The organism is Marinobacterium sedimentorum (assembly GCF_024267675.1).
Taxonomy (GTDB): Bacteria; Pseudomonadota; Gammaproteobacteria; order Pseudomonadales; family Balneatricaceae; genus Marinobacterium_A; species Marinobacterium_A sedimentorum.
In genome coordinates this window covers 11,788-24,003 of sequence record NZ_JALDYX010000019.1, presented here as the reverse complement: position 1 = coordinate 24,003, position 12,216 = coordinate 11,788, and the positions used below count along the sequence as shown (strand labels likewise).

The 12,216-nt window shown below is 59.7% G+C and carries 13 protein-coding genes and 1 other RNA gene; 9 read left to right on the top strand and 5 right to left on the bottom strand.

Features of this window, described 5'->3' with window-relative positions:
- Window positions 1-93 precede the first annotated feature (93 nt).
- Complete coding sequence (argH, locus tag MRS74_RS15405) at window positions 94-1,497, top strand: argininosuccinate lyase (RefSeq protein ID WP_254581164.1); 1,404 nt, start codon at window positions 94-96, stop codon at window positions 1,495-1,497.
- A 115-nt stretch (window positions 1,498-1,612) separates the two neighbouring features.
- Here argH and MRS74_RS15400 read toward each other — a convergent pair whose 3' ends face one another.
- Window positions 1,613-2,128 (bottom strand): glycine cleavage system transcriptional repressor, encoded by a 516-nt coding sequence (locus tag MRS74_RS15400; protein ID WP_254581163.1) that lies wholly within the window; start codon window positions 2,126-2,128, stop codon window positions 1,613-1,615.
- 229 nt (window positions 2,129-2,357) lie between these two features.
- Between MRS74_RS15400 and MRS74_RS15395 the strand changes: the two genes are divergently transcribed.
- Window positions 2,358-3,269 carry an AEC family transporter gene (locus MRS74_RS15395; protein WP_254581162.1) on the top strand — a complete coding sequence of 304 codons (912 nt, stop codon included), beginning with the start codon at window positions 2,358-2,360 and terminating at the stop codon, window positions 3,267-3,269.
- Window positions 3,270-3,574: 305 nt separating this feature from the next.
- Window positions 3,575-3,712 (top strand): hypothetical protein, encoded by a 138-nt coding sequence (locus MRS74_RS15390; protein WP_227819981.1) that lies wholly within the window; start codon window positions 3,575-3,577, stop codon window positions 3,710-3,712.
- A gap of 10 nt (window positions 3,713-3,722) precedes the next feature.
- On the opposite strand, the gene MRS74_RS15385 is transcribed toward MRS74_RS15390, so the two are convergent.
- From MRS74_RS15385 to MRS74_RS15370, 4 genes are all read right to left on the bottom strand, one after another.
- Window positions 3,723-4,322, bottom strand: a complete 600-nt coding sequence (locus MRS74_RS15385; protein ID WP_438362342.1) for a 5-formyltetrahydrofolate cyclo-ligase — start codon at window positions 4,320-4,322, stop codon at window positions 3,723-3,725.
- A 16-nt stretch (window positions 4,323-4,338) separates the two neighbouring features.
- Window positions 4,339-4,517, bottom strand: a non-coding RNA gene (gene ssrS / locus MRS74_RS15380) — 6S RNA.
- 114 nt (window positions 4,518-4,631) lie between these two features.
- Complete coding sequence (locus MRS74_RS15375) at window positions 4,632-4,952, bottom strand: cell division protein ZapA (RefSeq protein WP_254581160.1); 321 nt, start codon at window positions 4,950-4,952, stop codon at window positions 4,632-4,634.
- Window positions 4,949-5,158: a TIGR02449 family protein gene (locus MRS74_RS15370; protein ID WP_067290852.1), complete on the bottom strand. Its 210-nt coding sequence runs from the start codon at window positions 5,156-5,158 to the stop codon at window positions 4,949-4,951. The genes MRS74_RS15375 and MRS74_RS15370 overlap by 4 nt, the downstream gene beginning before the upstream one ends.
- A gap of 357 nt (window positions 5,159-5,515) precedes the next feature.
- On the opposite strand from MRS74_RS15370, the gene MRS74_RS15365 reads away from it, so the two are divergent.
- The 6 genes from MRS74_RS15365 to MRS74_RS15340 all read left to right on the top strand — a co-directional run bounded on the left by MRS74_RS15365 (window position 5,516) and on the right by MRS74_RS15340 (window position 12,196).
- Entirely contained in the window at window positions 5,516-6,118 is a 603-nt protein-coding gene (locus tag MRS74_RS15365; RefSeq protein WP_254581159.1) for a UPF0149 family protein, read from the top strand.
- A complete protein-coding gene (pepP, locus tag MRS74_RS15360) occupies window positions 6,118-7,452 on the top strand; it encodes a Xaa-Pro aminopeptidase (RefSeq protein ID WP_254581158.1) in 1,335 nt (444 codons plus the stop codon). Before MRS74_RS15365 ends, pepP begins: the two co-directional genes overlap by 1 nt.
- A complete protein-coding gene (gene ubiH / locus MRS74_RS15355) occupies window positions 7,452-8,714 on the top strand; it encodes a 2-octaprenyl-6-methoxyphenyl hydroxylase (protein ID WP_254581157.1) in 1,263 nt (420 codons plus the stop codon). The genes pepP and ubiH overlap by 1 nt, the downstream gene beginning before the upstream one ends.
- Window positions 8,711-9,988, top strand: coding sequence for an FAD-dependent monooxygenase (locus tag MRS74_RS15350; protein ID WP_254581156.1), 1,278 nt, complete (start codon window positions 8,711-8,713; stop codon window positions 9,986-9,988). The genes ubiH and MRS74_RS15350 overlap by 4 nt, the downstream gene beginning before the upstream one ends.
- Before the next feature lie 476 nt (window positions 9,989-10,464).
- The gene (gene gcvH, locus MRS74_RS15345) at window positions 10,465-10,857 is read left to right on the top strand and encodes a glycine cleavage system protein GcvH (protein ID WP_254581155.1); all 393 of its coding nucleotides are present in this window, start codon (window positions 10,465-10,467) and stop codon (window positions 10,855-10,857) included.
- A gap of 142 nt (window positions 10,858-10,999) precedes the next feature.
- Window positions 11,000-12,196: a class I SAM-dependent rRNA methyltransferase gene (locus MRS74_RS15340; RefSeq protein ID WP_254581154.1), complete on the top strand. Its 1,197-nt coding sequence runs from the start codon at window positions 11,000-11,002 to the stop codon at window positions 12,194-12,196.
- Window positions 12,197-12,216: the final 20 nt, after the last annotated feature.

Sequence of the window (12,216 nt, the reverse complement as noted above, 5' to 3'; positions counted from 1 at the left end):
GCGGCTCAGGATTTGCCTGTTAAAGATGATATAATTCCGCACCAGTTTCAGCTGCCGGAGGCCCGGTGGTCACTCCAGTCAGAGGTTTTCCTGATGAGCAACAAAACCAATCAGCAATGGGGCGGTCGTTTCAGCGAGCCGACCGATGCCTTCGTCGCCCGTTTTACCGCATCCGTTGAGTTTGATCAGCGTATGTACCTGCAGGACATTCAGGGCTCCATCGCCCATGCCAAAATGCTTACCGCTGCCGGTGTACTTACCGACGCCGAGCGCGACGACATTATTCGTGGTCTGGGCGAGATTCGTGTCGAAATCGAACGCGGTACCTTCGAGTGGTCCATTGCGCTGGAAGATGTGCACATGAACATCGAGGCGGCACTGACCCAGAAGATCGGCATTACCGGCAAGAAGCTGCATACCGGCCGTTCGCGCAATGACCAGGTTGCAACCGACATCCGTCTCTATGTCCGCTCCGAAATCGACCGCATTCTGGCAGAAATCAGCCGTTTGCAGCAGGGCATGCTGAGCCTGGCCGAGCGCGAAGTCGACACTATCATGCCGGGCTTTACCCATCTTCAGACCGCCCAGCCGGTGACCTTTGGCCACCACGTCATGGCCTGGTTCGAAATGCTGAGCCGGGACTACGAACGCTTTGTTGACTGCCGCAAGCGCGTGAACATCATGCCGCTGGGTGCCGCAGCGCTGGCCGGCACGACCTATCCGATTGACCGCAACATGACCTGCAAGCTGCTGAATTTCTCGGCGCCGGCGGGCAATTCCCTGGATGCCGTGTCGGATCGGGACTTCGCCATCGAGTTCTGTGCAGCCTCCAGCATATTGCTGATGCATATGAGTCGCATGTCCGAGGAACTGGTGCTCTGGGCGTCGGCGCAGTTTGATTTCATCAACCTGCCGGACCGTTTCTGTACCGGCTCGTCTATCATGCCGCAGAAGAAAAACCCGGATGTGCCGGAACTGGTGCGTGGCAAGAGCGGACGCGTTTACGGTCACCTGATGTCGCTGCTGACGCTGATGAAATCCCAGCCGCTGGCCTACAACAAGGACAATCAGGAAGACAAGGAACCGCTGTTCGATACCATCGACACCGTCAATGGCTGCCTGCGTGCGTTCGCCGACATGGTGCCGGCGCTGGAGTCACGCAAGGAAAGCATGCGCAACGCAGCCATGCGTGGCTTCGCTACCGCCACCGATCTGGCGGACTACCTGGTGCGCAAGGGCGTGGCGTTCCGTGATGCCCATGAAATTGTCGGCAAGTCGGTGGCCTTTGGTATCGCCGAAGGGCGGGATCTGAGCGAGATGACCCTGGCTGAACTGCAGCAGTTCTCCGATGTGATCGATGCCGATGTGTTCGAGGTGCTGACGCTGGAAGGCTCAGTGGCGGCGCGTGATCATATTGGCGGTACTGCGCCGAATCAGGTGCGTGCAGCCGTGGTGCGCGGGCGTGAACTACTGGCGACCCGCGACGACGCGGTATAAACGCAGCGTTCTTCGCCGCCCCGGCGGGCTATTACACGTCCGCCGGGGCTATCTGTCCGGTGCCTGCATGCTGCAAGGCGTGCTTCAGCCACAGGGCTGATATTCTTAGGGCTGCCTATTTCAGGGTAATGTCCACCATCAAATCACTGGCGATGGCTTCCAGCGCCAGCTGCAGTTCGTTTATATCCAGCCCTTCGGGGGCCAGCAGGCTTGCCTGAGCCTTGAACAGCTGCTCGCCGGACATGGAACCGGAAGTCAGCTCCGTATCCAGACTTTCCACGTTGATGTTCCGCGCGGCCAGTGCCTGAGCAATTTCGCGTACAATGCCTGGCTTGTCATGGCCCACCAGTTCAAGCTGCATGGGACTGCGGCTGGTGTCGCTGGCAGCGCCTTCGTTGCGCTCGGCCATGACCTTGAGGCCCTGACTCTGCAGCGCACTCAGCGCCTGCTCCAGGGCGCTGGCGTCGTCCGCCGGAACACTGACGATCAGAATGCCGGCAAACTTGCCGCCCAGACGCGACATGCCGGACTCAAGCCAGTTGCCGTTATGGCGGGCAATGGTCTGGGATAAAATTTCCACCAGGCCGGGCTTGTCCGGGCCGATGACGGTTAATACCAGGGATGTCATCATGTTACGCTCCTGTATGCAGTTACTCAGCGCGCGGGCCGCAGAGCTGGCCGGCGCGCGTAATAGTGCGGGCTGTCCCCACGGGGCTGTCCCTTGTCGGGCAGCGCTGGCGCCCAGTCCTGAGTGTGTCCGGTTTGTGTCCGGGTCGCAAGAGCAGAGCGGCCGCTCGCCGGACGCGCGTCTGTGCGCTGTTTCGGGTGCTGTGTTAGCCAGATGACAGGGAGCTGATACCATGTTCGATATGCTGATCATGCTGTGGCCAGTGTTCGCATTGCTGATGCTGGGCGTGCTGGCGCGCCGCTATTGTTTTCCCGGTGAGGACTTCTGGCCGCTGGCGGAGAAAGCGACCTACTTCGTGCTTTTCCCGGTGCTGCTGGTGGCCCGACTGAGTCAGGCGGATATCAGCGGTGTGTCCATTGGCGGTATTGCCCTTGCGATCCTGTTGCTGCTGCTGGGCGGCACACTGCTGTGCTATCTGTTGCGCCCGCTGCTGAAGCTCGACGGTGCTGAATTTACCTCCTTTTATCAGGGCGCTGTGCGCTTCAATACTTACGTCGGGCTGGCGGTGGTCGCTGCGCTCTATGGCGATTCGGCACTGGCAGTGTCGGCGGTGATTATCGCCTTTATGATTCCGCTGCTGAACGTCTTCTGTGTGCTGGCGTTTTCGTTTCATGCCGGCGGATCCCCGGGGCTGCGTCCGGTGCTGCGCAACCTGGTACGCAATCCGCTGATTCTGGCGTCCGTGCTCGGCATGCTGCTTAATTACAGCGGTATCGGCATGCCGCCGATGGTGCGGCCGGTGGCCGAGCTGCTGGGGCAGATGGCGTTGCCGCTGGGGCTGCTGGCGGTAGGGGCCGGGCTTAGCCTTAGGGCGCTGCGAACGGTTGGGCCGGCGTTGCTGGGGGCGTCGGTGATCAAGCTGTTGCTGTTCCCGCTGCTGGCGCTGGCTCTGGCGCAGCTGCTCTCTCTGGGGGAGCAGAGCCGCAATCTGCTGATTTTGTTTGCTGCACTGCCCACCGCCAGTTCCGCCTATATTCTGGCGCGCCAGCTCGGGGGCGATGCTGCCATGATGGCGGCGATCATTACCGGCCAGACGCTGCTGTCCGCACTAACAATTCCGCTCATGTTGGGCTGGCTGACCTGAGCTTGAAGGCGGCTATTTGGGGACTTTATTCGGCAGTACCACGACGGCATTTTTGCCCCATGCCGGGTTTATCTCCGGCGCTGCCATGGTTTTTAAAAAGGCTGAGGCTCGAGTTGTTGGTAAATACCGAGGTTTTTTTGTATTGAAGGCTAAATAAACCGCTATTGTGGCCGACAATTTAAAAAAGTAGACGCCAGTTGTTGCAATATTGCTGCAGTATGGAACACTACACGGCATTCCGATTCTCGGAGTTGCCGCATACAGTTATTACAACGGCTGCTCCTTCTTACCTGAAAAGAGGATAAATGCGGCGTATGAAAAATGGTCCGGATCTGATGATGGTGATCGTTATGGTCTTTCTCATCGGTTCAATCATGACCGGTGTTTCGCAAAGCGATTTTCAGTTCGCTGCGCTGGTCGAACAGGTCTTCAGCAACAGCTGAGTTGCTGCGGTTACAGCTTGTAGCCGCGACAATCCGTCACTATGCCCGCAAGCGGTATATCCCAGCTTGCAACGGGTAGGTCGTCTACTCTCTGAATATCATGCGCCAGGCCGATCAGTTTCGGCCCCCGCGGACCTTTGCGCTGTTTAAAGCCGAAGGTGCGATCATAATAACCCCCTCCCATGCCCATGCGCGCGCCGCTGGCATCAAATGCAACCAGTGGCAGCAATACCAGATCCAGCGCCTGGGGCGGTCGTCTGGGCGCTCCCCTGAGTTTGGGTTCCAGAATGCGGTAGATATTGCGTTGCATGGGTGTATTTCGATCATAAGGCACAAACCAGAGTCGGTTGTGGCGAATGGGGTGCAGCACCGGAAGGTAAACCTGCTTGCCCTGGCGCCAGCACAGTTGTATCACCGGGGTCGGGTCAATCTCGCCATCATTGGGCAGGTAGAGTGCAATATGCCGGGCGCGATGAAAGGCGGGCAGTCGGCACAGGTTGGCCAGCAGCTTGCGTGCGGCTTCGCGCTGCTGTCGGGCGCTAAGGGCTCGGCGGCGGCGGCGCATTTCACGCCTCAGAAGCTGGCGTTGATCAGGTGTAGGCAAGGACATGGGCAATCATCTGGAAGGGCTCCCCGGGAGTGCCGATAACGATCGTGGCCCTGAACCCTAAGGTTCAAGGTGGCGGCCTTCGAATGCATCAGGCTTTCCGCTAAACGGACATGCTCACCAGCATCACAGAAGACCTCCAGAGGTGTACTTATCGGCTCGAGGGACTTGAACGCCTGTCGAACACCCCAGGGAGTGGTTACCATTATACGCGTCTGCAATTGGATGTCAGGACTTGAAATTTAATTCAATTTAGCTAAGCGCGTTTTTATTTGGTTGATATTTAAACAGTTTTTTCACCATGAAGAATTTTCAGTCACCGGATTCACGATTTTCGAGCTTCGAGCGGCTCAGGGACTGATCAATCTTGCTGCCCAGGTGGCGAACCTGGTCTTCAATGTGCTGCTGGTTGTCGGCATGGCTTCGGAGCAGCTCGTGGGCGATGTTCAGCGCCGCCATGACCGCGACCCGCTCCAGTCCGACGGTTTTGCCATTGCCGCGGATGTCGCGCATCTTCTGATCAAGGTAGTCGGCAGAGGTCAGCAGTTCGGCTTCGGCTCCCTCGGGGCAGGCGATCATGTATTCCTTGTCGAGCAGCTTGATCGTGACCTTGTGTGCTTCGGTTTTGCTCATGCATTTTGCTCCAGTGCCTTGAGTCGCTGAATCATGGATTCGACTTTGCTGCGGGTCTGGTCATTGAGTTGCAGCAGACGGGCACGTTCATCCTTTAATTGCGTTTCCTGTGAACGCAGTCGCTGGTTTTCCTGCTCCAGCCGGTGACAGTGATCGAGCAGCTGATCGATTTTTCGTTCCAGGGCGTTGAAATAGTGGTCGTTCATGCTCAGTCCCGGCAATGTGATCAAGGGGGAAATATAAACAGCGCTTGGTTAAGGGTCAATGAAAGGCGCCCTCAGACGCCGCAGCTAGCAGCCTGTCGGGCTTGGCCGATCGTAGCGAGGGAAAGTCCGCTTTGAGCCAGCTTTTGAGCTCTGTTGAGACGAATAGTGGTTCTAATTAACAAAAAAGAGCACAAAAAATGACCAAAGTCGGCTTTTTCGCAGTAGATCAGTGTTAATTCCGACAAGCTGCAAGCCCCCGCCGCAATAGTGTTCAGCCGGTCAGGCTGCTAGGATATTGGCAACAGAGAACCCCTGGTCGTGACCTGGTACACGTCCGCAGGAATTGAGCGAAGACTGATGATAGCAGATACCGAAAACCACGCCGTCCCGGCTGATTTTGATGATATTGCCAATGTGCTTGTCGTCGAAGGTGTACAGGAGATATCCCCGGCTGAATTGCATGGCCTGCTGAGCGGCTGTCTGGTGGCGGGGGCAAGGCCCGATCCTGCAGCCTGGCTGCAGCTGGCTGCAACCTTTCTGGAGATCGGTGACTTTACCCAGGAGGCGTCCAAGGTACGAGTGCTGGAGATGTTTGGGCATGCGCTGGCGCAGCTTGAGGGTACGGAGCTTGATTTCGATATCATGCTGCCGGATGACGCTGAGCTGCTGTCGCTGCGCGCGGCCTGCCTGGGGCAGTGGTGTATGGGCTTTCTGAGCGGGTTCGGTCAGTACGGCAAGCAGACCGATGACAGTCTGTCGCAGGAATCCCGCGAGGTGCTGACCGATCTGAGCGAAATATCCCAGATTGTGGCCGATGATGATGATGGCGAAGAGGGCGAGTCCAACCTGATGCAGGTGGAAGAGTACGTCCGGATGGCGGCGCTGATGCTGTTTGCCGAATGCAACAAGGCGCCGGCCGACAGCCCTGCTGAGCCGGCCGCGCCGCAGACGCTGCACTGATGATGAAATCACGCTTGCCCCAGAGCGAATTCGCTGCCCGCCGTGCCCACCTGATGGCGCAGCTGCCGGCCGGCGGCGTGGCTATAGTGCCCGGCGCCCGCATGCAGAACCGCAACCGGGATGTCGAGTATCCTTTCCGTCAGGACAGCGATTTCTATTATCTCACCGGTTTCAATGAACCTGATGCCGTGCTGCTGCTGTTGCCCGGTCGCAGTGACGGCGAAATGGTGCTGTTCTGCCAGGGGCGGGATGCGGAAATGGAAATCTGGCACGGTTACCGTACCGGGCCTGAAGGTGTGGTGCAGCACTACGGCGCCGACGAGGCTCATGCCGTGGCGGACATCGATCAGCGGCTGCCGGAGCTGCTCGATGGTCATCGCAGCATCTGTTACTCCATCGGTACCGATGATGCCTTCGATGGCCGTGTGCGGCAATGGCTCAAGACGGTGCGCTCCCGCTCCCGTCAGGGTGCCGTGGCGCCGGTCGAGCTGGTGATGCTGGATCCGTTGCTGCACGAGCTGCGCTTGTTCAAGTCCGAGGCTGAAATCGGCCTGATGCGCGAAGCCGGGACCATTTCAGCCCAGGCACATGAGCGGGCCATGCAGCGGTGCAGGCCCGGTCTGTTCGAGTATCAGCTCGAGGCGGAAATCAGCCATCACTTCGCCATGCACGGCTGCCATCTGCCAGCCTATTCCTCCATCGTGGGCGGCGGCGCCAACGGCTGTATACTGCATTACACCGAAAATCGCGACGCGCTGCGCGCCGGCGACCTGGTGCTGATCGATGCGGGCTGCGAGCTGGAGTACTACGCCGGCGATATTACCCGTACCTTCCCGGTGGACGGACGCTTCGGCCCCGAGCAAAAGCAGCTGTATGAACTGGTGCTGCGCACGCAACTGGCCTGTATCGAACTGGTGCGCCCCGGAGTGCTCTGGAATGAGGTGCATGACCTGTCGGTGCAGATGCTCACCGCAGGGCTGGTTGAGCTTGGGCTGCTGGAGGGCGATGTCGATACCCTGATCGAAGCTGGCGCCTATCGCGAGTTCTACATGCATCGTCTGGGGCATTGGCTGGGCATGGATGTGCATGATGTCGGCGACTACCGCGTTGCCGGTGAATGGCGCCCGCTGCAGCCTGGCATGGTGATGACAGTGGAACCCGGGCTCTATGTATCACCCCACAATGAGCGGGTTGAACCGCGCTGGCGTGGCATTGGTATTCGCATTGAAGACGATGTGCTGGTGACCGAAACGGGTTGCGAAGTGCTGAGCGCGGCGGCACCCAAGTCGGTAGCCGAGATCGAGCAGCTGATGGCAAGAGCCCAACAATCCTGATGAAACCGCATTATGACCTGATCATCGTCGGCGGCGGCATGGTCGGCGCGAGCCTGGCCTGCGCCCTGGCGCCCGCGGCCCAGACGCTGGGGCTGGACATCGCCATTGTTGAACCGGTGCCGCTGCGTACTGATGGCCTGGCCTATCAGCCCAGTTACGATGCCCGTGCCACGGCGCTGGCCTATGGCAGTCGCAGTGCCTATGAACGCATGGGTATCTGGCAGACGCTGGCGCAGCACATTAGCCCCATCGGCGAGATTCATGTCTCTGATCGTGGCCACTTTGGTGCTTCGCGCCTCAATGCCGCGCAGCAGCGCGTGCCGGCGCTGGGTTATGTTGTCGAAAATCAGTGGCTCGGTCAGGTGCTGCTGAATCGGCTGCAGCACCCAGAGTGCGGACGTATTGATTATCTCTGCCCGGCCGAGGTGGCGGACATTATCCCCGGCGACGGCCAGATGGGCGTCACGGTAAATCGGGACGGCCGTGCGACATCCCTGAGCTGTGAACTGGTGGTCATGGCCGATGGCGGGCGCTCCGAGTTGCGCGAGCGCCTGGGCATTGGCTATCGCTACAGCGCCTATGAGCAGCATGCGCTTATTGCCAATGTCAGCCCGGATAGACCGCACCGCGGCATCGCTTATGAGCGATTTACCGATCAGGGCCCCATGGCGTTGTTGCCGCTGCAGGATCAGGACGCACAGCACCGCTGTGGGCTGGTCTGGACGCTGTCGGATGGCGATACCCAGGCACTGATGGATATGGATGATGCCGGCTTTTTGGCGCAGCTGCAGCAGCGGTTCGGCTATCGCGCCGGGCGTTTTGTGCAGGTAGGAGAGCGTCATGCCTACCCGCTGCAGCTGGTGCTGGCCGAAGAGCAGGTGCGGGCGGGCCTGGTCGTGCTGGGCAATGCGGCCCACGCGTTGCATCCCATTGCGGGGCAGGGCTACAACCTTGCGCTGCGCGGCCTCGTCAGCCTGGCGGACCATCTGATTACTGCCAAGAAACAGGGCCGCTCGCTGGGTGATCTGGCGGTGCTGCAGACCTATCACGAGCGCATGCGCAGCGATCAGCAGCGCACCATCGGTTTCAGCGACGGCACCATGAAGCTGTTTACCAGCCGCAATCCGCTGCTGACCCTGGGACGCAATCTGGGGCTGCAGGCGCTGGATGTCTGCCCGGCCGGCAAGACCCTGTTTGCCCGCAGCGCCATGGGGCTCGATACACCGGCTCCGGTGCTGCAGCCTTGGGAGGGACGCTCATGAGTGAAGTGATGGATGTCGATCTGGTGATAGTCGGCGCCGGCATGGTGGGTTTGACGGCGGCGCTGGCGCTGCGCGACTCTGGGCTCAGCATTGTGCTGCTGGAAAGCCGACCGGCGCAGTCGCAGAGCCTGTTGCAGCAGGCACAGGAGGCCACAGGTCAGGGTTTTGATCCGCGGGTGAGTGCGCTGACCTGTGCCTCCGAGCAGATCCTGCGCTCGGTGGATGCCTGGCCGGTGATGCAGTCGCTGCGCCTGAGTCCCTACACCGATATGGATGTCTGGGATGGCGAGGGCACCGGTCGTACGCACTTCAGCGCCGCCGACCTGCATGAGCCCTATCTGGGGCATATTGTTGAGAATCGCGTCATTCTGGCGGGGTTGCGCAGTGCCCTGGCCGAACAGCCACATATTCGCCTGCTTGAGGGTGTCGAGGTACGGATGCTGTCCGAGCCCCGCACTTCTGCTGCCGGCTTCTGGCGCGAGCTGTCCCTGGCCGACGGCCAGACAGTCTGTGCCCGGCTGGTGGTCGCGGCTGATGGTGCGCTGTCACGTACACGGCAGCTGGCGGCACTGCCGACCTGGGAGTGGGATTATGGTCACCATGCCATTGTGACCACAGTGCGCACCGAGCGCAGTAATGGCGCCACCGCCTGGCAGCGTTTTACCGATGATGGCCCACTGGCGTTTCTGCCGCTGCGTGATGGCGCCGATGATCATCTGAGCTCGATTGTCTGGTCCACCTCGCCGGAGCATGTGCGTGAGCTGATGGGGCTTGAGGATGCTGCTTTCTGTAAGGCGCTGGAACGGGCTTTCGAAGGCCGCCTGGGGGCGGTGGAGTGGGCCGATGAACGCCACAGCTTTCCGTTGCGCCAGCGTCATGCCAAGCGTTATGTGCAGGAAGCTTTTGCCGCGATCGGTGATGCGGCGCACACTATTCATCCGCTGGCGGGGCAGGGTGTCAACCTGGGCCTGCTGGATGCGGCGGTACTGGCGGAGGTTGTCGAGGCGGCGGCGGCCCGAGGGGATGATATAGGTGCGCCGCGCATTCTGCGCCGCTATCAGCGCAGGCGTCAGGGTGAAAACCTGCAGATGGCGGCCGGCATGGAAGGCTTCAAGCGGTTGTTCGACAGCCAGCAGCCGCTGCTCGTGCTGGGACGCAATTTTGGCATGCAGTGCTTTGATCGCCTGGGCGCGGTGAAAAATCATCTTGCGCTGGTGGCCATGGGGCTGTCGGGCGAGCTGCCTGCGCGGGCTCGGCGCCCCTGCGGCGATTGATCTGCTGCGGGATAGTCTATACATTGGCGTCCCTCGTGGTGGGGCATGCTGCGGGGCAAGTTCGCGTTTGCAGGCCCGCGGATACTGGCTGATTTGTGTCTATACTGGGGCCAGTTGATAGGCTCTGGGGTGGGTCTCTGACGCCAGGCGTCAAAACAGGTTTCGGTGTTGTGTCGTAGCAGCACCTGCATTCGGGGCGGCCGGGCAGGCGCCTCGAGTTACACGGTTAGGAGGCCGTCCGAGCATGCTGGCCGTAGCGAGAGCTGACTGATTTGAGCTGGTTTTTGGGATGTTTTAAGGCGAATAGTGGTTCTATTTAACGCAAAACAGCACGAAAATCAGCCAAACTCAGGTGGTTCGCAGTAGGTTGCGTATTGTCGGACGGCTTCCTGGATCCATGTGCCAGTTATTAAGTCAGGCGCTAGCAGGCGCCGGATTAATAAAACTCGTAATCCTGAGAAGGGTAGGAAACGGAAATGAGTGATATTCCAGCTGAATTGAAATACGTCGCCAGCCACGAATGGGTTCGCGTCGAGGATGACGGTACCGTGACCGTTGGTGTTACTCACCATGCGCAGGATCTGCTGGGTGATGTGGTGTTCGTCGAGCTGCCGGATGTGGGCGCTCAGCTGTCCGCCGGTGACGACGCCGGTGTGGTGGAGTCGGTCAAGGCTGCATCGGACATCTATGCGCCGCTGTCCGGTGAAGTAGTTGCGATCAATGAAGACCTCGAAGACTCTCCGGAGCTGGTTAACAGCGATCCCTTTGGCGATGGCTGGTTCTTCCGCATGAAACTGTCCGATACGGTGGAACTGGATGAACTGCTCGACGCCGATGGCTATAACGAGCTGTGCGAATCCGAAGCCTGATCCAGGGAGTCTGATCCCGGTGGCCTGCGTGGCCGCCTGACTGTCCCGGCCCACTGGCCGGGACAGTCATTTTCACATTCAAGCGCGGTGCCGGTCAGCAGACCCGGGTGCCGGCAAGACCTCAGGAAATGTAGTCATAGATATGTCACTGAAACGCTTATGCCTCAAACCGGGTGCCGAGAAACGCCTGCGCGGTGGTCATCTCTGGATTTACAGCAACGAGGTCGATAATCAGAAATCACCGCTCAAGAGCTTCGCGGCCGGTGAGCAGGTGGTGGTTGAATCCGATCGTGGCAAGGCGCTGGGCGTGGCCTATGTCAACCCCAATACCCTGATCTGCGGCCGCCTGGTAAGTCGTGATCTGGACTACAAGCTGGACCGCTCCCTGCTGGTGCATCGCCTTAACGTGGCGCTGTCGCTGCGTGAAATGTGCTTCAGCGAGCCCTGCTATCGGCTGGTCTATGGTGATTCCGATGGCTTGTCGGGGCTGGTGATTGACCGCTTCCACGATATCTTCGTGGTGCAGGTTTCCACCGCGGGCATGGAAGCGGTGATCGAAGAAATCGTCGCGGCGCTGAACAAGGTCTTCAAGCCCGAAGCCATCCTGCTGCGCAATGACGGCAAGATGCGCGAAATGGAAGGCCTCGAAACCTATGTCGAGGTTGTGCAGGGCGATATCGCGGAGCTCAGCCCGCTGATCGAAAACGGCGTGCCCTTGCTGGCGCCGCTGCAGCGTGGCCAGAAAACCGGCTGGTTCTACGACCACCGTGTCAACCGTGCCCGCATGCAGGAGCTCGTCAAGGGCAAGCGTGTGCTGGACCTGTTCAGTTATGTTGGAGGCTGGGGCGTGCAGGCGCTGGCAGCAGGTGCCGAGATGGTCAGCTGTGTGGATGCCTCTCACTTTGCACTGGATGTGGCGCGGGAAAATGCCCGGCTCAATGGCAAGGAAGACCGTTTTGATCCGCTGCACGGCGATGCCTTCGATATCTGCAAGGCGCTGATCGCGGAGAAAGAGCGCTACGACCTGGTGATTGTGGATCCGCCGGCCTTTATCCAGAAGAAAAAGGATATCCGCAACGGCGAGCGCGCCTATGCGCGTATCAACAACTTTGCCATGCGCCTGCTGAATCGGGAGGGTGTGCTGGTGTCCGCCTCCTGTTCCATGCATCTGCAGCGCGAGAGCCTGGTGGATATCATTCGCAGCAACAGCCGCGAGCTGGACCGTAACTCGCAAATTTTCGATCAGGGTCACCAGGGCGCGGATCACCCGCTGCACCCGGCGATTCCGGAAACGGACTATCTGAAGGCGCTGTTTGTGCGGGTGTTGCCGGTCAGTTAAGGTTCTGGCAGTCAGCCCCG

Excerpts from the sequence above, each read along its gene's own strand:
- MRS74_RS15385 (WP_438362342.1), bottom strand. The coding sequence starts at position 4,322 with ATGTCCTTGCCTACACCTGATCAACGCCAGCTTCTGAGGCGTGAAATG.
- MRS74_RS15395 (WP_254581162.1), top strand. The coding sequence starts at position 2,358 with ATGTTCGATATGCTGATCATGCTGTGGCCAGTGTTCGCATTGCTGATG.
- MRS74_RS15365 (WP_254581159.1), top strand. The coding sequence starts at position 5,516 with ATGATAGCAGATACCGAAAACCACGCCGTCCCGGCTGATTTTGATGAT.
- MRS74_RS15390 (WP_227819981.1), top strand. The coding sequence starts at position 3,575 with ATGCGGCGTATGAAAAATGGTCCGGATCTGATGATGGTGATCGTTATG.
- MRS74_RS15400 (WP_254581163.1), bottom strand. The coding sequence starts at position 2,128 with ATGATGACATCCCTGGTATTAACCGTCATCGGCCCGGACAAGCCCGGC.
- pepP (WP_254581158.1), top strand. The coding sequence starts at position 6,118 with ATGATGAAATCACGCTTGCCCCAGAGCGAATTCGCTGCCCGCCGTGCC.
- MRS74_RS15350 (WP_254581156.1), top strand. The coding sequence starts at position 8,711 with ATGAGTGAAGTGATGGATGTCGATCTGGTGATAGTCGGCGCCGGCATG.
- MRS74_RS15340 (WP_254581154.1), top strand. The coding sequence starts at position 11,000 with ATGTCACTGAAACGCTTATGCCTCAAACCGGGTGCCGAGAAACGCCTG.
- MRS74_RS15375 (WP_254581160.1), bottom strand. The coding sequence starts at position 4,952 with ATGAGCAAAACCGAAGCACACAAGGTCACGATCAAGCTGCTCGACAAG.
- ubiH (WP_254581157.1), top strand. The coding sequence starts at position 7,452 with ATGAAACCGCATTATGACCTGATCATCGTCGGCGGCGGCATGGTCGGC.
- argH (WP_254581164.1), top strand. The coding sequence starts at position 94 with ATGAGCAACAAAACCAATCAGCAATGGGGCGGTCGTTTCAGCGAGCCG.
- MRS74_RS15370 (WP_067290852.1), bottom strand. The coding sequence starts at position 5,158 with ATGAACGACCACTATTTCAACGCCCTGGAACGAAAAATCGATCAGCTG.
- gcvH (WP_254581155.1), top strand. The coding sequence starts at position 10,465 with ATGAGTGATATTCCAGCTGAATTGAAATACGTCGCCAGCCACGAATGG.